This window comes from Kolteria novifilia, from assembly GCA_007748055.1.
Taxonomy (GTDB): Bacteria; Planctomycetota; Planctomycetia; order Kolteriales; family Kolteriaceae; genus Kolteria; species Kolteria novifilia.
Map to the genome: position 1 here is coordinate 239,775 of CP036279.1, position 18,985 is coordinate 258,759.

12 protein-coding genes are annotated in these 18,985 nt (G+C 61.7%); 9 read left to right on the plus strand and 3 right to left on the minus strand.

The features are described from left to right. Nucleotides 1–75: 75 nt before the first annotated feature. The 3 genes from Pan216_RS00880 to Pan216_RS00890 form a co-directional block, all read right to left on the minus strand. Nucleotides 76–3,831, minus strand: a complete 3,756-nt coding sequence (locus Pan216_RS00880) for a DUF1553 domain-containing protein (RefSeq protein WP_145253475.1) — start codon at nt 3,829–3,831, stop codon at nt 76–78. A 213-nt stretch (nt 3,832–4,044) separates the two neighbouring features. After that, entirely contained in the window at nt 4,045–5,823 is a 1,779-nt protein-coding gene (locus Pan216_RS00885) for a FecR domain-containing protein (RefSeq protein WP_145253477.1), read from the minus strand. Continuing rightward, entirely contained in the window at nt 5,820–6,347 is a 528-nt protein-coding gene (locus Pan216_RS00890; protein WP_145253479.1) for a sigma-70 family RNA polymerase sigma factor, read from the minus strand. The genes Pan216_RS00885 and Pan216_RS00890 overlap by 4 nt, the downstream gene beginning before the upstream one ends. Nucleotides 6,348–6,738: 391 nt before the next feature. Here Pan216_RS00890 and Pan216_RS00895 point away from each other — a divergent pair, with 391 nt between their 5' ends. The 9 genes from Pan216_RS00895 to Pan216_RS00935 all read left to right on the plus strand — a co-directional run bounded on the left by Pan216_RS00895 (nt 6,739) and on the right by Pan216_RS00935 (nt 18,983). Beyond that, nucleotides 6,739–7,749: a DUF1559 domain-containing protein gene (locus Pan216_RS00895; RefSeq protein ID WP_145253497.1), complete on the plus strand. Its 1,011-nt coding sequence runs from the start codon at nt 6,739–6,741 to the stop codon at nt 7,747–7,749. 364 nt (nt 7,750–8,113) lie between these two features. After that, nucleotides 8,114–9,022, plus strand: coding sequence for a dihydrodipicolinate synthase family protein (locus Pan216_RS00900; protein ID WP_145253498.1), 909 nt, complete (start codon nt 8,114–8,116; stop codon nt 9,020–9,022). Between the two features lie 92 nt (nt 9,023–9,114). Then, entirely contained in the window at nt 9,115–9,585 is a 471-nt protein-coding gene (locus tag Pan216_RS00905) for a DinB family protein (RefSeq protein ID WP_145253501.1), read from the plus strand. Between the two features lie 45 nt (nt 9,586–9,630). Further along, on the plus strand, nt 9,631–10,965 hold the full coding sequence (locus tag Pan216_RS00910) for a hypothetical protein (protein ID WP_145253504.1): 1,335 nt from the start codon (nt 9,631–9,633) through the stop codon (nt 10,963–10,965). A 182-nt stretch (nt 10,966–11,147) separates the two neighbouring features. Beyond that, the gene (locus Pan216_RS00915; protein ID WP_145253506.1) at nt 11,148–12,944 is read left to right on the plus strand and encodes an OPT family oligopeptide transporter; all 1,797 of its coding nucleotides are present in this window, start codon (nt 11,148–11,150) and stop codon (nt 12,942–12,944) included. A gap of 153 nt (nt 12,945–13,097) precedes the next feature. Next, nucleotides 13,098–14,039, plus strand: a complete 942-nt coding sequence (locus Pan216_RS00920) for an acetamidase/formamidase family protein (protein ID WP_145253509.1) — start codon at nt 13,098–13,100, stop codon at nt 14,037–14,039. 127 nt (nt 14,040–14,166) lie between these two features. Beyond that, a complete protein-coding gene (locus Pan216_RS00925) occupies nt 14,167–15,939 on the plus strand; it encodes an N-acetylglutaminylglutamine amidotransferase (protein WP_145253512.1) in 1,773 nt (590 codons plus the stop codon). Between the two features lie 123 nt (nt 15,940–16,062). Next, nucleotides 16,063–17,742, plus strand: coding sequence for an N-acetylglutaminylglutamine synthetase (gene ngg / locus Pan216_RS00930; RefSeq protein WP_145253514.1), 1,680 nt, complete (start codon nt 16,063–16,065; stop codon nt 17,740–17,742). Between the two features lie 11 nt (nt 17,743–17,753). Further along, nucleotides 17,754–18,983 (plus strand): osmoprotectant NAGGN system M42 family peptidase, encoded by a 1,230-nt coding sequence (locus Pan216_RS00935; RefSeq protein ID WP_145253517.1) that lies wholly within the window; start codon nt 17,754–17,756, stop codon nt 18,981–18,983. The last annotated feature ends 2 nt before the right edge of the window (nt 18,984–18,985 follow it).

Below are 18,985 nucleotides of genomic sequence, written 5' to 3' on the forward strand. Positions count from 1 at the left end.
CCCAAATCAATCGAAACCAAACTCTCTGGGCGGCGGGATCCTTTCGCAGCCGGCTGCGCCGAAATCAACGGACTGTTAGGGGATCCAGACAAAGTCACTGGTGTTCAGTATGCTCCAGACCAGATCCTCGTAGATCTGTCGCCACTCCGGCCGCAACCGAGGATCGGGCGCAGGCCCCGCTTTCGCGCGTTGTTCCATCTCGACCGCGATGGAATTCGCCTCCGGCTGGACATGGTTGGACCACGTGACGACCGGCAGCGGAGCGAGGGGCTCGACGGACGTCTGTTCCGCTTCGTCCAACAACCGTTGCTCGAACCCACTCGCCAGCAGAGGCGTTAACATCTCGCGTTCGTCAGCCCGCGGAAACCGACTCAGCAGCGTGAGAAAGAGCGTATCGACCAACTCCTCCGGAGTCCGCGCCCGGACGGCGGCTTCCGCCAGCCCGCTCCCTTCAGACGCTCGAGTCAACAACACGGAAGCATCGCTGTTCTGAACAACCCCCGGCTGTAGGACATTCGGGTCGACCTCGCGGTCGGTGCGAGGGTTCTGGCGAGCCCCCTGCCATCCGAACGCTTCCATCAGGTCGGCTATTGCCCGAGCACGGGGCAGGCTCAAACTTGGCCGATCGCGCTCATTCCCCAAACTGGAGAACTGCCAAGCTCTCCTCGGAACGCCGAGATTGAGGCGATAGGCCGACTTCGTCCCGGCCTCTGGAGCGAAGGTCAGCTCCTCGACGTCCAACGGCTTTCCGACTGCGGCATGCAACGAATCGATGAGTTGTTCAGCCGACATCCGACGTCGATTGGGGGCGACGAAGAACTGCACCTCCGGGTCGACCGACTGGGAATAGCGCACCCCCTCGCGTTGGTAGAGATCGGACGTGAGAATGAGTCGCGCCACGTGCTTGAGATCGTACTGGTGCGTGACCAACTCTTGGGCCAGCCACTCGAGCAACTCCGGATGACTCGGCTTGGAGCCTTCCCAGTCGTCGGGTGACTCGACGATGCCGGTACCGATCAGCCGTCGCCACACGCGGTTGACGACGACTTGCGCGAATCGCTCGTTGCGGGGATCGGTAATCAGGGCCGCCAACTTCTCCCGCGAATCGTCGGGCTTGCGCATGAGAGTCCGAAGCGACGGATCATCGTGACTCCCCGTGACGGCGCCGAAGGGCCACACGGGCGGCACCGGCTTCCCTGGCGCAAGCGTGACTTCGATCAACGGCGTGCGCTGCTGCGACTCGAAGAAACTCGCGGGCACGCGACTCCCGGCCGGGACCGTGACGGGCTTGCGCCGGAACATCGCCGCGAGCGAGTACAAGTCTTGCTGAGTCGTGCTGTGGTAGGGCGAGTCATGGCATCGGGCACATTGCAGCTCGATGCCCAGAAACGCCCGCGAGACGATCTGGCCTTTCGCGGCGAAGGGGGCGGGGTTATTGGCCGCGATCCCGAAACCCGCGCTGCCTCCTTCGTAGGGGCTGCCCCGCAGGAGAATGAGTTCGGTCACGAACCGATCGATCGGCTTATTGTCGCGAAACGAATCGTAGATGAACCACCGGAAGGGCCCCGTGGTGTTCAAGCTTGCGTTCAGAAGCGTGGGGTTCTCCGCGAGCACGTCCTGCCAGTAACTGGTCCAATGATCGGCCCAGCGGTCATCGGCCAAGAGCCGGTCGACGAGGCGGTCTCTTTTGTCGGGATTTGGATCATTTAGGAACGTTTTTGCCTCATTTTCGTTGGGAATGACGCCAACGGTGTCGAGAAATGCCCGTCTCAGGAAGGATTCGTCGGAGACCAGCGGGGTTTGCTCGGTATCCTCGAGGGCAATGGGCGGATCGGGCCAGCGAGCCCCGTCTTGGATCCAGTCCTCAAGCATCGCGACCTGATCGGCGGTGAGCGGCTTGTCACCGGGTGGCATCTGCTCGTCGGGCGAATGCGAGCGAATCCGTCTCATCAACTCACTATTGCCCGGGTCTCCCGGCTCCACGGCCGGCATGCCCGTATCGCCTCCTTCTCGAGCGGCATCGAGCGACGTCAGTAACAGTCCACCCTTCGACGTCTTGCCGTGACAGCGGAAGCAGTGATCTCGCAGAATCGGCATGACCTTCTGGTGAAAGTGCCGCGACTGCTGGAGGGGCACGCGAGAGGATGCCGCCAAGGCGGAGCGAATCTTGTCCTCCAGAAACGCATCGATGGGGTGAAGGCCCTCCTCGTCGCTCGGAACGTTCGGAGCGGGATGCTCCTTCGCCCACGCGTCGGCCTGAGCGTGCCTCTTCGTCCAGAAGGAATCCTGGCTGCGCGCGGCGGCCCGGCGTCGCTGATCGTCGAGGACTTGCAATCGCGTACGTTGCCGAGCCAACGCGGCCCTCACCTCCCGATCGGTCAGATGAATTCTTCGCTTCTCCCCAGGTTGCAGCAGGACGAACGATTTACCGTCGTCGGTCTCAATTGCAACACACGTTTCCCCAGGATCGGTGCGGTGCTTCTTCCCACCCACCAACGTCTCGAGGACCACGCGGGTCTTCGCCCCCCCTTGAACGTAGAAGCTGCCAAAGACCTCTTGCTGCCGGTGCTCCGCGATTCGCAATCCCGGCTTGGGAGGGGCCGCGGGTGGCGTCATCTTCTCGAAACCATTCTGCGAGGATCCCGTCGGTTTGCTGCGGGCGACGAGTTTCCCGTCCACCCAGAGCCGACTCAGCCCGCGAACACGAATGAGAACTCGGTGCTGCCCTGGGGAGAGGGAAACATCGGCCGCCATGCGCACCAACACCGGACCGTTCCAGTTCTGGCGAATGCCCCACGACTCGTACTGTTGCGGGAGCCGGTCCAAGAGGAACGATTCGGTCCGCCATCGCAACGACTCGGCGGGAGTCTTCTCGTCCGTGGTCAACCAACGGGAGTGAGAGGGCATGCCCTCATGAAAGGTCAACTGAACGGCGTCCGCGTCGAGATCTCCGAGTTCCGGCATGTCCTCGCGGATGCGAACGGAAGCCAACGACGCGTTCGGCCCACGATAACGGGACTGTAGCGTGGCGACCGGCAGAGCCTTGCGGTAAATCGACAACTCATCGAGGTCGCCTCGCAGACTCGTCGACGGCGATCCTCCCAACGAGGAGCCGATCCAAATCTCGTCGTCGTCAACGGTCGGAGCGTGACGCGTGGGGCCCCCGGCGTCCCAACGCCCCTTGACCGCCTTGCCGTCGATCACGCCGACGATGCTGTCCGGATCGCCGAACCGATAGGCGATCGCGATGTGATGCCACTCGTCTCCAGGGGCAAAACCGTGGTCGGAAGTCCAGCGATGCCAGTTCGCGTCGCTCGGTCCACCGGCGGGAACCTTGAGGACCGAGGAGAAGAGAAAGCTGATGCAGACCTTTCCACTCAACCGCCGAATGCGAAGCGCCCAGTTCTGGTTGTCGGCGGCGAAGCGTCGATTCCCCGTTCGCCCTTTCCCCACCACATAGACGTTCTCGCCTTCATTGATCTTGTCGATCTTCACCCACGCCTCGAGCGTGATCTCGTCTCCGTTGGTGAAGTCGTAAGGGCTGTCGGGGCCGGGGTCGGCGAAGACGAAGCGAGCGCCTCTTCCGTCCAAGCGGACCGCGGTGTTGTCCGGCGCGAAGTCGGGGTAGAGATCCGGACGAGGACCTGGAACGTCCCGGTGAACACTTCCATGTGGTTCGAGAGGCGACGACTCCTCCGTCCCAAATCCCCAGTAGGCGACCGGCTTGTCATCGGCAACGAGCGGAGCCGGCCAGGCACCAACCAGCAGCAATAGGAGAAACAGTCTTCCCCACGCCGCGTGAATGGGCGGGGCGTCGAACGAACGTGGCATCAGCGACTCCAGGAACATGGGGTCCTCCGAGCAATTCAACGGACAAAGCGGTGGGCGCAGCGCATCAACTCGCCGCCATCGGCGGGCGCGTGGCACCAGTCCCTGCGGCCAAGAGACGCGGCACGACGTCCGGTCCTCTGGCAAGGATTCACGTCGGGATGACGGCGAGGACCGAGCATGAGCCAGCCCCAGTCGCCACCTTCGACGAAGACACTACTCTCGCGAGTTGGAAGATTCGGTCGGTCCTAGCGGTGGCAGGCCGGCGATAAACACCGGATCAACTTTCGAAGCCTCCCCTTCGGCTGCGTGTTGGAAAAACAACGCGTCCACGGACTCTTGGTGGGCAAACCCCAAATCGGACAGATCGATGCCCACCCCGATGACGCGAAAGTGCTGATGACTGACGTTGGTCTTGACCGGCGCTTCAGTGGCCCCAAGCTCCGTGAGCGACTCGATCGGTGTCGGGAATCGGTGCGACCAGAGTGGTTTCACTTCACGCACCCCTGGCGAATCGACCGGCAGGTCGAACCGGGTGACGGTGAGCGGTTTCAGATCCTCCCGATCGGTCACTGCGTACACGTGAAAGGGGTCTCCATCCTGTGGGTTGGAAAACGATTGCACTTCAAAGAGCACGACATCCGGACCGGGATGATTGACGACCGGTCGACTGAATCGGACTCCGAGACCAGGGACTCCTCCCGAGTCGGCGTCGGCACTCAAGTCGCCGGGCGACACCTTCCGCAATGGCTGCGGCCGACCACCAAAATTGATGATTCCCGTCGAGAGGCGCAGGTCCTCCATCAGATCGCTCGGACGACTCGGGGAGGGCCGATCACTCGCCATGTGCCCATTCACTTCCGTTACCGAGTCGCCACGGAACCAGTCGACCGTAATCGGAATCAACTCGTCGGCCCCATAGCGATAGAAGCGACCGTCACGCTGCACCGTGAGCGAGACGAGATCCTCCGCTCCGCCCTTCGCGGTCGATGTCGCCTGGTACTCGACCAAGCGGTCGGGCATTCGCGATCGGTAGGCCTCGGGACTGAATTCGGTCTTCTCTCCAAAATGGCTAACAAAGCCTCCGATCCGAACCGCTTCTCCATTCGTAAGTCGAACGGGCTTCTCCTCGCCTTCTCCCACGTGAACGTCCTGGGAGTCACCTTCGCCAAGCTCCGTGGAGGGATCGGGGGTGGAGTAAAGGTCCGTCGCTCCCTCGACCACGTGGATCTCGGTGTCGTTGTTGTTCTGGACGTTGACAAAGAACCGCGTCCCCCGATCGACCACCTTGGCCACCGGCGTCAACACCTCGAACCCTTCCGCTCCCGGTGGAGCATGAACCGAGCACGACCCGGAACTCAGCAGCAGTCGGTTCGCCGACGCCACCTGAAAGACGGCGGGCGCTTCGACAATGGCCGTGGCTCCCGAGGGAAACGCTAGCTTCACCAGCCCGCTCTGCAACATGTAGTCGCGCCGGGGCTCGACACTCGCCCCCGCGCTCATCTCCGAACTTCCGAAGAACTTCGCCCGCACTTCCTCGGCAAGCGTCACCCGCCAACCGGCGTCCGTCGCCCGATCGTCGGCCGCGATCTCCTCCTCGGAGCGCTCCCCATTACGGGCGACCAGCAACACCACCACAATGAGCAAGGCGACAGCCACCGCCCCGCCCCAGACGGCCCGCGAGGAGACCGCCGACCGTTTCCGGTCCGTGCGCGATGGCTGGCATCGGGCCGCGGGGATCGCCAGTTCTTCCTGTTCCTCGTTCATCGCACCGGAACGCCGAAAAACATCGACTCGAAGTAGGTCGTGAAGATCGGCCGTCCGCATCTGCACACGCTGGAAGAGCCGTCTCTTGTCCGGATCGTGGCGAATCGCGTCCGCCAACTGCTCGAGTTCCTCGGGATCCAGTGCTCCGTCTTGGTAGCGCACGATCCACTCGATGAACTGCTCATCATCCATTTGATCATCACGGTCACTATCGACGGGAACGTTCATCGTTCTCCCCCATCATGAACGGCCAACCGCGACTGGATGCACGTCTCCAGGGAGCGATGAATGCGCGCCAACGCCTGGTAGATGGTCGGCGGTTTTCGCCCAAGGATCCTGGCCACATCGATCCCAGATCGACCTTCAAAGTACCGCAACTGCAAGACCCTTCGGCTGTAGGACGTCAGCTTGGCGAGGCATTCCGCCAGAGCGTCGCGAGCGTCACTGCCCCCATCGTCGGTGCTGACGGTCCAGTCATCCGCGAGAATCCCGAGGATCTCCTCGGAGAGACCGTCGTACTTCCCGTCCCGAGAACGAATCACGTCGATCGCTCGGTTCTTACAGAGAACCCTCGCCCAGCGCAACAAGTGCTGCCGCGATTCGAACGCCTCATCGCGAAGCAACGATTTCACGCAGACATCCTGAAAGATGTCTTCCGCCAAGTGGAAGCTCCGCACGATCGTGACGATGAACGCCGTGAGCGACAGACGCTCCTCAAGCAAGATGGCCGTGGTTTCGTCTTGGCTCAGCAACGAGTGCCCCTTTCCTGTCGCCGCCCACTCCTACTACGATCACCCCAACGGAGTCTCGACATTTTTGGACGACCAAAATCATCTCCGCCCTCATCGTCGCGCCGTGAAATTGAGCGCGCTCCAACTTGATCGCGAGCCGTGGCCGGGCCTTTCCGAAACAGTTTGGAGTTTTTTCTCAGAATTGATGTCGAGTATTGCCCGGCTGGATCGTCAAGGGTTACGGGCAACTCACGAATCTTGAACGGCTCTCTAGCTCTCCGTCGCTGTGAGCATTCGGTGCCCGCATCGAATCATTCAACGGTTTGCTAGACGATCGTTTCGCCAACTGGGCCTTGGCGCGACGACCGAATCCCATCATCCGCATCGCATGGCAACCACGGGGAGGTGCTTGATGCCCGCTTCACACAGTCGCTCGTCTCGAGGGTTCACACTGGTCGAACTGCTGGTGGTCATCGCCATTATCGGCGTCCTGATCTCCCTGCTGCTTCCCGCGGTCCAGCAGGCTCGCGCGGCGGCACGACGCAGTCAGTGCCAAAACAATCTAAAGCAGATCGGTGTGGCTATACAGAACTACCACGACTCTCACTCGGCCTTCCCGATCGGCGAAGGAACCGACACCGCCGCCATCGGCACTGGCCCGAGTTGCAGCGCGGGGTTGCGGCGTGCTCCCTGGACGGTCCTCATTCTCCCCTTGCTCGGGCAAGAGCCGCTCTATCAATCGTTCGATTTCAACGGACAGTTTCCCGCCATCTCGAGCGAAGCACCGACCTCGGGCGCCAACTACAACGCTTCCCAGAGAGGCGTCGCGACGTACCATTGCCCTTCATTCCCGGCTCCCGACGAGTTGCACACGAACTATTTCGGCGTGATGGGGGGAGGATCGGATCAGCCCTCCTGGGCGCACGGCAGTTGGATCGGCCGAGCGTTTTGGAACAACGGCGTCCTCTACGCCAACTCCAACACCAGGGTGCGCGACGTCTCCGACGGGACGAGCAAGACCTTCGCGTTCGGTGAAACAAAGTACCAACTTGGGCCCAACGGCCGCAGCGATCATATCCGAATCTACTGGTCGTCCACGGCTCGCGCCTGCGTGAACGCGACCCCGAGCGTCATCGCCGCCGTCACTGACGTCCCGATCAACGCCTATCGAGGTGATGGAAACACCGCCGACACCGTCTTCACAAGCGGATCGACATTGAACGATCCAAGCTTTCGGGGCACCGTCAACGGAACACAAGCGACTTACAACCTACAGGGTCGCTCGTTCAGCAGCGCTCACGAAGGAGGCGCCTTCTTCGCGTTCGCCGATGGCTCGGTCCAGTTCATCAGCGAAGCCATCGATCGCAACACCTACCAAAACCTCGCGATTCGAAACGACGGCAACATCGTCGAGGACTACTAGGCTCCGTCTCAGAAGTCGGCTCTGGCTTTGGCTGGCTACGTTGCCGCGGGACTTTGTCGGTCTGCATCGACGAATCCAACGGATTCGCCTGTTTCGACCTCCTCGCCCCCCAGACAACGTTCCGTGCCAACGCTCCCTCCCACGAAGGTAGGGTGTACCCGTTCATCGGTTGCCCCCATCGTTCGCACTTGCCTTGGACCGAACACTTCCCATTCTCAATGTTCAGGGACGAATCCAATCCGATCGCGACTGGCCGACAAGGCGTCGGAGATAGACTCTACCCGAGGCTCCTATCAGGAATGCGAAAGCGGCGGGAATTCCTCCATTGTTCCATCCAATGACCTCACAAATTCAGGTAAAACACATGGCATCGAGCAAGCTCAGCGGAATCTTCGTTCCCAACATGATCGCCCACGACGCGAATGGTGAGATCAACGAGGCGGAGACACGGCGCTACATCGACTGGTTGATCGAACAAGGGGTCAACGGCCTGTACGTCAACGGCTCGATGGGTGAGTTCACCCGATTCACCGTCGAGGAGCGTCGGCGCATCGTCGCGATCATCACCGACCAAGCCGATGGACGCGTGCCGATCCTCGCCGGCGCGGCCGAGGCGAACGTCAAGGAGACGTTGAGCGCCTGCGAGCATTACGGCGAGTTGGGTGTCCGCGCGGTCGCGATCGTGGCGCCGTTCTACTACCGATTGTCGGCGGAGAGCGTCTACGCCTACTTCGCGGAGATCGTGGCCCACTCGCCGGTCGACGTCATGCTCTACAACATCCCGATGTTCGCCTCGCCCATCGATGTCGCCACGGTCGCTCGGCTTAGCCAGCAAGACCGGGTGATCGGCATCAAAGACAGTTCCGGTGACCTGCCCCACATGATGCGAATGATCGCGGCAGTTCGCTCCGGCCGCCCCGAATTCTCCTTCCTCACGGGCTGGGATCCGTGCCTAATGGCGATGTTGCTCGCCGGGGCCGATGGTGGCGTGAACGCCCTGGCGGGCATCGCGCCGCGGACGATGACGAACCTCTTCCGACAGAGCAAGGCCGGCAATCTCGACGAGGCCCGACCGATCCAGGACTCCGTGACGAAACTGTTCGACCTGATGCTGGCGAACGCCGAGTTCCCGGACGGCTTTCGTGCCGCGGTCGACCTGCTCGGGTTCGCGATGGGTCGCGGACGCCTACCACGGACGGAGTCCCAACAATCGAGGCACGCCGAGCGACGAGCCGAAATCCAAACAGAGCTAACGAACCAGGGGTTGCTGTAGCCGTCCGTTGTCTTGAGCGTGCGACCGCGGCGCCCCCGGGGCGAGTTGAAAACGGTTCCTCCAAAACTCCACGAGTCGTGAGGCGATCGGATATGATGGACTACAACGAATTGATTGCGAAGTATGCCGAGGGCCCTCAGTACGTGAGGCAGGCGATCGCCGACATGAGCGACGGCGCTCTCGATGCCGTTCCGATTCCGGGGCAGTGGTCGACGCGCCAGGTCGTCTGTCATATCGCGGACTTCGAACTGGTCTACCTCGATCGCATGAAGCGGGTCATCGCCGAGAGCGAACCGACGTTCTTCGGTGGCGATCCCGATCTCTTCGCGGCCCGCCTGGCCTACGATCGCCGAGAGATGGACGAGGAACTCCAAATGATTGCGGCCATGCGTCAGCACATGACAAGCATCCTTGGCTCCATCGATCGCGACGCCTTTGACAGACGAGGAATTCATGCCGAGGCCGGGCCGGTCACATTGGCCAAGCTTCTCGAACAGATCACCGGCCACCTTCCACACCATGTCCGCTTCATTGAGGACAAGCGCCGGGCACTCTCCTGTTGATCCCCACCCCTTGGTTGATCCCCACCCCTTGGTTGGAACCCACCCATGCTTCGAGACCGAACTCGCCTACTTCTCGGCCTAATCGTTTGCGGTTGTCTCTCCACGCCGGCCCATGCTCAGATTCAGTTCGGGCGGGAACCGATCCGCTATGGGACGGCCCCGGTCAACGACGCCGTGACCCGCATCCAGAAGTCTCTCGACTCCGGCGAGACGACACTCGCGTACGATGAAAAACTTGGGTACCTGCCCGCGATCCTCGACGAACTCGCCATCGATTCGTCCTCCCAGGTCCTCGTCTACTCGAAGACCAGCTTTCAACTCCGGCGCATCACCCCCAGTCGGCCGAGGGCCCTCTACTTCAACGAGGACTCCTACGTCGGTTGGGTGCGGGGGGGCGACGTCATCGAGGTCATGGCGACCGATCCCGAACAAGGCGAGATCTTCTACACGTTCCCGCAGAAGCGGATGGCGAAGCCGCGCTTCGTTCGCGACGACGGGCGCTGCATCGTCTGCCACGCGTCGTCCAAGACCCAAGGCGTGCCCGGCGGGCTCGTCCGCTCGATGTTCGTCGACGACCGCGGTCAGCCACACTACGCCGCGGGCACCTTCACGACCGATCACACCAGTCCGTTCTCGGAGCGGTGGGGCGGCTGGTACGTGACGGGAACCCATGGCCAGATGCGTCACATGGGGAATATCGTCGCGACCGACGACGAGAAGCCGGAGGAGATTGACCTCGACCCTGGCGCCAACCTCGCGGACCTCTCCGCCAAGCTCGATGTCGAACCATACCTCACCCCGCATAGCGACATCGTGGCGTTGATGGTGCTCGAGCATCAAACCCAGATGCAGAACTACTTGACGTTGGCCAACTACGAATGCCGAATGGCCCAGCACCACGATCAGGTCATGAATGAAGCCCTCGACCGGCCGAAAGAACATCAGAGCGATTCCACCAAGCGACGCATCGCGTCGGTCGGCGAAAAGGTGCTGCGTTCCCTACTCTTCGTCGACGAGTTCCCGCTGACCTCACCAGTGAAAGGGACCTCCGGGTTCGCGGAATGGTTCCAAGCTCGGGGCAAACGAGATGAACAAGGACGCTCACTTCGCGACATGGACCTGAAGACGCGGATGTTCAAGTTCCCGTGCAGTTACATGATCTACTCCGCCTCGTTCGACCAATTGCCGTCGGCGGTGAAACGCCATGTCGTCGATCATCTCCACGAGGTCCTCGCCGGCAATGACCAACGCGCGGAGTTCGCGCATCTTTCTCAAGACGATCGGAAGGCCATCCTGGAGATTCTCACCGAAACGAAACCGGACCTCTGGAAGCAGGGCTCACCGAAACGGGATGAGAAGGACGATCCCAAGTCGCGGTGAACCTCGTCAGTCCAGACCAGTCCTCCACCTCATGTCATCGCTGCCAATCCCGAGTCCTCTTTCTCGACCTTCGTGCCCAGAAGCGCGAGCTGCGACCGTTCTCCTGAACAGTCTCCCCTCGATCTGCCTCGGCTTAGATGCTAGGCTGCCCAACTCGCACAACCCTCGACTCGGACGCTCAGATGACAAGCTCCACGGCCAGCTCGCCGACCACCACCCAGCGCCAACTCACGATTCGCGCCGCGGCGACGGGTGCCGTCTTGGGGACGCTCCTCGTCCCCTGCAACGTCTATTCGGGACTGAAGATCGGCTGGTCGTTCAACATGTCGATCACGGCGGCACTGCTGAGCTTCGGGTTCTGGAACGTCACGCGTCGTGGACTGGGGGAAACCAAGGTCCCCGAGTGGGAACTCCTGGAAAACAACATCAATCAAACCTGCGCCTCGTCGGCGGCCTCGATCATCTCCGCGGGATTGGTCGCCCCGATTCCGGCGTTGACCCTCCTGACCGGGCAAACCATGAGTTGGCCGGTCATGAGTCTCTGGCTGTTCGCGGTCAGCCTGATTGGCGTCTTCGCGGGGCTCGCCCTGCGGCACCAGATGTTGGTCGTGCAGAACCTCCCGTTCCCATCGGGGATGGCGACAGCCGAGACGGTTCGGGACATCTACGCCGAAGGCCGCGAGGCGGCAATGCGTGTCCGGTATCTCTTGGGAGGCGCGGTTCTCTCGGCGGCGACGAAGCTCTTCTCCGACTTCATCTACAGGCTTCCGCAAGTCGGCCCCGCCATCGGCTTGGGAGCGTTTCGCTTGCCAACCGTCACCACCCGCGGCCTGGGGTTTCTCCTCGATCCGTCCTTCCTGATGATCGGATTCGGCGCGATCATCGGACTGCGCATCGGCATCTCGCTCCTCATCGGCGCCATTCTCGCCTGGGGGCTGCTCACCCCCTGGCTGTTCGCGCAAGAATTGGTGCCGCTGCCGACCGGCAAGCAAACCGTCTACGGCAACGCGATCGAGTTTCTGCTATGGCCCGGCGTCGCCATGATGGCGACCTCCGCCCTGGTCTCCTTCTCGTTCTCCTTGCCGGGCGTGGTGCGAAGCGCGGTCGCCGGCGTCAGCAAAGCCTTCTCCAAGACCTCAAGCGAGCATCAAGTCACCATCTCCAGCAAGCTACTGGTCGCCGGCTTTCTGCTAGCGGCCACTATGGCGATCCTCGCGCAGACGATCATCTTCGGGATCGAGTTCTACATGGGCGCGTTGGCGGTCGCGCTGACGTTCGTGCTCGCGGTCGTCGCCGCAAGGGTCTCGGGAGAGACGGGCATCCCACCGATCGGCGCGCTGGGCAAGGTGACGCAACTGACCTTTGGCTTCATTCATCCCACCAACGTCACCGAGAACCTGATGACCGCCAACGTCACCGGCGGCGCGGCGGGGCAGTGCTCCGACTTGCTGCAGGATCTGAAAGCGGGACTTCTCTTGGGAGCTTCCGTCAGAGCGCAAGCGGTCGCCCAATTCCTGGGAGTCTTCGTCGGCTCGCTGGCGGGAAGCGCGGCCTACCTCATCCTCATTCCCGATCCGAAGACGATGCTCCTCACCGAAGAGTGGCCTGCACCAGCGGTGGTGACGTGGAAAGCGGTCGCGGAACTGTTTCGGGAGGGAATTGACGCCGCTCCCGCCGGATCGTTCGCCGCCATGCTTATCGGCGCGGGTGTGGGAGTGGGTCTAGCCATCGCTCAACAAGTGCTGCCAACGAAGTACTCTCGATGGTGCCCGAGCGCGGTCAGCCTCGGGTTGGCCTTCGTGATTCCCGCTTTCAATAGCATCTCCCTATTTCTGGGTGCCGGCTGCGCCGCCCTCGCCACGCACTGGGCCCCCAACTGGTCGCGACGCTTCATTCTCCCGATCGCCGCGGGTCTCGTGGCGGGCGAGAGTCTCGCCGGGGTCGCCAGTGCCTTGACCTCGTTGCTCACCGGCGGCTAATCACCGGAGACCAACTTCGGGACCTTCCAACCATTCCACCGGTGGATCGGTCTTGGAAGGCCGCCTCGCGCGACGCCAAGTGACGTCGCGCGGTGGGCGCCTACAATGACCTCGAGCGAGATCCGATTGGGACCAGGGGAAGGTGGCCGACGTATGCGCACGATTAAGCAGCCGAACGACGCGTACGTCTACACACTGGGGCCATCCCATCCACCGATCGCCAAGGTCGCCCCCGGAGAGACGGTTCAAATCGAAACGATCGACGCCTTCGAGGGTCGACTGCGAACCGACGACGACCTTTACTCACAGAAGTGTCCGGGGCCACCACGAGCCAACCCGCAGACAGGTCCGATCTATATCGAAGGGGCCGTGCCGGGTGACTCACTCCTCGTTTCGATCCTGGACATCGAACCGGCCGAACCGTTCGCCGTGACCGCCCTCATTCCGGAGTTTGGTGGACTTACCGGAACGACCCAAACCGCCACCCTCGATGCGCCGCTCCCCGAGCAAACTCGAATCCTACCGATCGAGGAGGGAGAGATCCGGCTCAGTGAAACGATTCGGCTTCCGCTCGACCCCTTTGTGGGAACGATCGGGACCGCGCCGGACCTGGAGTCGATCTCGAGCCTGGTCCCGGGCTACTGGGGAGGCAACATGGACTGCGTGGAGACCCGACCCAACAGCACGCTTTGGCTTCCGGTGTGCAATGAGGGAGCTCTCTTTTTCGTGGGTGACGCCCATGCTCGGCAAGGGGATGGCGAGATCACCGGCGTCGCCGCCGAGATGTCGGCGCGCGTGACCGTGACCTTTTCCTTGCTCAAGGAACGCCGCATCCGTTGGCCACGCATCGAAACGAGCGACTACCTCATGACGGTCGGAAGCGCCCGCCCGCTCGAGGATGCGGCGCGGATCGCATGGAAAGAGTTAATTGGCTGGCTCGTCGACGACCACGGATTCGACTCGCTTGAGGCCTATCATCTGCTCGGTCTCGCCGGGGAGATGCGACTCGGCAACATGGTCGATCCGAGTTACTCGATGGTCGCCAAGATCGCGAAACGATGGATCTCGGCCAATCGGCCAACCGGCGACCCCTAGCAGCCCGTTGGTTTGAGCGGGCCAAGGTAGCGGCGAGTCTTGCCGAGCGCGCCTCGTAGTGCCATAACACGTACTCGTTGACACGGCGAGTTTCTTAAGAACGAGTTTCAGTACGGACTCATCATTCATGTGTGGAATCTGCGGAGAGATTCGCTTCGACAACGAGTCGGCCGATGTGGCCACGGTCGGCCGAATGGCGGATCGAATGACCCGCCGCGGCCCGGATGCCAGCGGAGTCGTTTCCCGAGGAAGGGTCGCCTTCGGTCATCGGCGTCTCAAGATCATCGACCTCTCCGAGAGTTCGCAACAGCCGATGGTCGACTCGCAGCTCGGCATGACGATCGCCTTCAACGGAGCGATCTACAATTACCCCCAGCTGCGTCAGGAGCTGGAGGCCAAAGGCTACCAGTTCTTCAGCGGCGGCGACACGGAAGTCATCCTGAAGGCCTACCACGCGTGGGGCACCGACTGTGTCGACCACTTCAACGGGATGTTCGCTTTCTCGATCCTGGAACGCGATACGGGAAGAGTCATCCTGGGTCGCGACCGTCTCGGCATCAAACCTCTCTACTACACCGAGGCCCCCGGCCGCCTTCGCTTCGCGTCCGCGTTGCCCGCGCTCCTGGCTGGCGGAGAGGTCGACACGACCATCGATCCCGTCGCCCTGAACTACTACCTCTCCTTCCATTCCGTGGTTCCGGCGCCGCACACGATCCTCACCGGGGTCAAGAAGCTCCCACCCGCGACGATCGCGGTCGTTGAGACGGACGGGACGATCACCAGTCGGCGATATTGGGATCTCAAGTTCGGCCAGCGCGATGACCAGAAGGGATACAGCTTCGACGACTGGTGCGACGAGACGCTAGAGGTCATGCGTCGGGCGGTGCAACGGCGGATGGTCGCGGATGTTCCCGTCGGCGTTTTGCTTTCGGGAGGGCTCGATTCGAGCTTGGTCGTCGGACTCCTCTGTGAGAACGGCGGCGATCTCGAAACGTTCTCGATCGGATTCGATTCGGTTGCCGGCGAGCAAGGGGACGAGTTCAAATACTCCGACGTGATCGTCGAGCGTTTTCAGACGAAGCACCACAAGCTGTTCATCGACGCCGAGCGGACGTTGCCCGCCCTTCGCGAGTGCATCGGACAAATGTCCGAACCGATGGTCAGTCACGACAACGTCGGTTTCTACCTCCTCTCCCAAGAGGTCTCCAAGTCGCTGAAGGTCGTCCAAAGCGGGCAGGGGGCCGACGAGATCTTCGCGGGCTACCATTGGTATCCCCCCATGCTCACGTCGGACGACGCGCTTGCCACCTACAAGGAGTCCTTCTTTGATCGCGACTTCGACGAGTATCGGGAGGTCGTTCAAGAGCGGTACTTGAGCGAGGATGCCGCCACCGCGTTCGTGCGCGCCCACTTCGACAAGCCGGGAAGTCCCTTGGCGATCGACAAGGCATTGCGCATCGACACGCAGGTCATGTTGATCGACGATCCCGTCAAACGGGTCGACAACCACACGATGGCCGCGGGATTGGAAGCGCGCGTTCCCTTCCTCGACCATGAGGTGGTGGAGTTCGCCGCCACCGTCCCGGCGGAGTTCAAGGTCAAAGATGGTGGAAAGTATGTCCTCAAGGAAGCCGCCCGACGAGTGATCCCGGCCGAGGTGATCGACAGGCCCAAGGGGTACTTTCCGGTGCCTGCCCTCAAGTACTTGCGTGGTCAGTTCTTCGATATGGCAAGAGACGCCCTCTCGGCGACCGCGGCACGGCAACGAGGACTCTTTCGGCAAGACTACGTCGATCGTATGCTCGCTGATCCCGAAACGCACATCACCCCGCTAAGAGGATCCAAACTATGGCAGCTCGCCCTGCTGGAACTCTGGTTGCAGGAACACGTGACGACGTGATCGCCGTTTGTTTCAGAGGCCGCTGACGGACGATCCGACCTCGCCCGTCAACGGCTTCGCCTTTCCCTCGTTGAGTAAGCGTTCCCGAGTCCGATACACCACCAACTCCAAGCGACTGGACCCATGAATAAGACGTCTACCAAACGTGGCTCGTTCGTCGATGTCGGATGGGGACGGCTGATCTTCGCCCACACGTTTCCCGATCCCCAGGACCTCGCCGATGTCCTCCTGGAGGAGGAACCCAACAAACGCGATATCGCGTTCTATGCCACCGATCCGCAACTGGTGCTCGGCATCGCTCCCCAGGACCTCTTTCTCGATCCGTCCACGACCTACCGACTGGAGCTGAAGACCTGGCGCCGGGATGGGGACCACCAATCCCTTATTCGAATCACGGACATCGAATCCAAAGGGGACATCGAGGAGATCAACCGGATCTACAGCTCCAACGGCATGGTTCCGTTGGACCCGGAAGTCGCCTGGCAAAGCCTCGACGACGATCGCTTCGACTACTACATCGCACGACCAAGCGACTCGGACAGAGTCCTTGGCGTCGCCTTGGTGGTCGATCACGTTCGTTGCTTCGAGGATCTGTTCAACAGTTGCAGCCTTTGGGCCCTGGCGGTCGACGCGCAAACGCAATACCCCGCCGTCGGAACGGAACTCGTCAGTCACGCCGCGACCCACTTCGCCGAGCGCGGACGTGACATCCTCGATCTCTCCGTGCTACAGGCTAGCGAGGGGGCGATTCGTCTCTACGAAGGCCTCGGCTTCGAGCGAGTCCCGGTCTTCGCGATCAAACGTCGCAACCAGATCAATGAACATCTCTACGTGGCGCAAGACGTCAAGGAAGGCTACAACCCGTACGCGAAGATCATCATCGATGAGGCGCTGCGCCGTGGCATTTGCGTCGAACCCATCGATCCCCCGCGAGGATACTTCCGTCTCGGCGTTGGCAATCGTCGTGTCACTTGTCGCGAATCGCTCAGTGAGCTGACCTCCTCGATCGCGATGTGCCGCTGCGCCGACAAGCAACTGACGTCGGAATTGCTCGCCAACGCGGGCCTGAGCGTTCCCGACCAGCTTGCCTACTCGAACGACGAGGAGGCCCTCGCGTTCCTTGAGAAGCATGGCGGTATCGTCGTCAAACCCCGTGAGGGCGAGCAGGGCCAAGGAGTCGCGGTCGACCTACAGTCTCCCGAGGAGTGTTTGGCGGCGGTACGCGCCGCCGAGGCGTTCTGCGACACGGTCCTCATGGAACAGTTCGTCGAGGGGATCGATCTTCGGATCATCGTGATCAACATGGTCGTCGTCGCGGCCGCCATTCGCAAACCCGCGGAGATCATGGGAACGGGGAAGCACTCCATCCGCGAACTCTTGGAGAAGGTCAGCCGACGTCGCAAAGCCGCGACCGGTGGCGAGAGTCAGATTCCGATGGACGACGAAACGCTGCGCTGCATCCGTGACCGCGGATACGAACTCGACGACTGCCTGCCCGAAGGCACATTGCTGCGCGTTCGGCGTACAGCCAACCTTCACACGGGGGGCACCATCCACGACGTCACCGCGCAGTTGAGCGACGATTTGAGCAAAGCGGCCGTTCATGCGGCCCAGACGTTGGAAATTCCGGTCGTTGGACTCGATTTCCTCGTCCCCTCCGTCGAAGGGGAGGAATACTATATCGTCGAGGCGAACGAACGCCCCGGTCTTGCGAACCACGAACCCCAACCGACAGCCGAACGATTCATTGACTTGTTGTTCCCCTATCTGAACAACGATCCCGAACGAACGGTCGGAGACTAACCCTCACTGTGATGAAGAACATTTCGATCGATACCGACTATCTTCTCACCATGTTGCTCGCTCTTCTAGGCATCCATAGTCCTTCCGGTTATACCGATCCGATCGTTCGCTATGTCTGTAGTGTCCTTCAAGAGCTCGGGATCGAGTTCGAACTGACTCGGCGCGGCGCGATTCGCGCGACCCTCAAGGGGAAGAGCGAGAGTCCCGACCGGGCCGTCGTGACTCACCTCGACACGATCGGAGCGATGGTCAAGGAGCTCAAGGACAACGGACGACTCTCCTTGGTGCCGGTTGGCACTTGGTCGGCTCGCTTCGCCGAGGGGGGACGGGTATCGATCTTCACCGACGACCTGATCTATCGTGGCCAGGTCTTACCACTCAAGGCGTCGGGACACACGTTTAACCTGGACGTCGACACGCAACCGATCGCCTGGGAGAACATCGAAGTTCGCGTCGATGAGAAAGCGTTTTCCTTGAGCGACTTGCGCGACCTCGGCATCAATGTCGGCGACTTCGTCGCCTTCGACAGCGCGACCGAGGAGTTCCCCAACGGCTTCATCTGCGCCCGTCATCTCGACAACAAGGCGGGGGTCGCCGCGGTGCTCGCCGCCGCGAAGTTCATCATCGAATCCCGGATTGAGCTCCCGGTCGATCTTCACCTCCTCTTCACCATCTCCGAGGAGGTCGGCTCGGGGGCCTCGGCGGTCCTGCACGGCGACGTCGCCGAAATGATCACGGTCGACAACGGGACGACGGCCCCAGGACAGTGTTCGAGCGAGTTCGGCGTCACCATCGCGATGGCCGACTCGAGCGGTCCCTTCGACTTTCACCTAACACATCACCTGATTCATCTCTGCGACGACAACGGCATCCCTTACCAGCGGGACATCTTTCGCTACTACCGCTGCGACAGCGCGTCGGCGCTCGAGGCGGGCAACGACATCCGCACGGCGCTCATCGCCTTCGGCGTCGACGGGTCTCACGGCTACGAGCGAACGAACATCGACTCGCTGGAGTGCATCGGCAAACTCATCGTCGCCTACGCGACGCAGCGTCCTCTCTACGCGTCGCAACTCGGCTCTCTCTCGACGCTGGAGAGTTTCCCCGAAACGCGCGACACCGATGTGGAAGGGACGAAACTGATTCCTCCCGAGCCGATTCCGCAAGAGCCGGAGACGATAGCCGAAGCAGTCGACTTGGAAGAGTCGTCGGAGAGCGGCGATCCTCTCGAAGAGGAGTGAAC

Coding starts and splice junctions, on each gene's coding strand:
- Pan216_RS00880 (WP_145253475.1), bottom strand. CDS start 3,831: ATGCCACGTTCGTTCGACGCCCCGCCCATTCACGCGGCGTGGGGAAGA.
- Pan216_RS00900 (WP_145253498.1), top strand. CDS start 8,114: ATGGCATCGAGCAAGCTCAGCGGAATCTTCGTTCCCAACATGATCGCC.
- Pan216_RS00920 (WP_145253509.1), top strand. CDS start 13,098: ATGCGCACGATTAAGCAGCCGAACGACGCGTACGTCTACACACTGGGG.
- Pan216_RS00905 (WP_145253501.1), top strand. CDS start 9,115: ATGATGGACTACAACGAATTGATTGCGAAGTATGCCGAGGGCCCTCAG.
- Pan216_RS00910 (WP_145253504.1), top strand. CDS start 9,631: ATGCTTCGAGACCGAACTCGCCTACTTCTCGGCCTAATCGTTTGCGGT.
- Pan216_RS00935 (WP_145253517.1), top strand. CDS start 17,754: ATGAAGAACATTTCGATCGATACCGACTATCTTCTCACCATGTTGCTC.
- Pan216_RS00915 (WP_145253506.1), top strand. CDS start 11,148: ATGACAAGCTCCACGGCCAGCTCGCCGACCACCACCCAGCGCCAACTC.
- ngg (WP_145253514.1), top strand. CDS start 16,063: ATGAATAAGACGTCTACCAAACGTGGCTCGTTCGTCGATGTCGGATGG.
- Pan216_RS00895 (WP_145253497.1), top strand. CDS start 6,739: ATGCCCGCTTCACACAGTCGCTCGTCTCGAGGGTTCACACTGGTCGAA.
- Pan216_RS00885 (WP_145253477.1), bottom strand. CDS start 5,823: ATGAACGTTCCCGTCGATAGTGACCGTGATGATCAAATGGATGATGAG.
- Pan216_RS00925 (WP_145253512.1), top strand. CDS start 14,167: ATGTGTGGAATCTGCGGAGAGATTCGCTTCGACAACGAGTCGGCCGAT.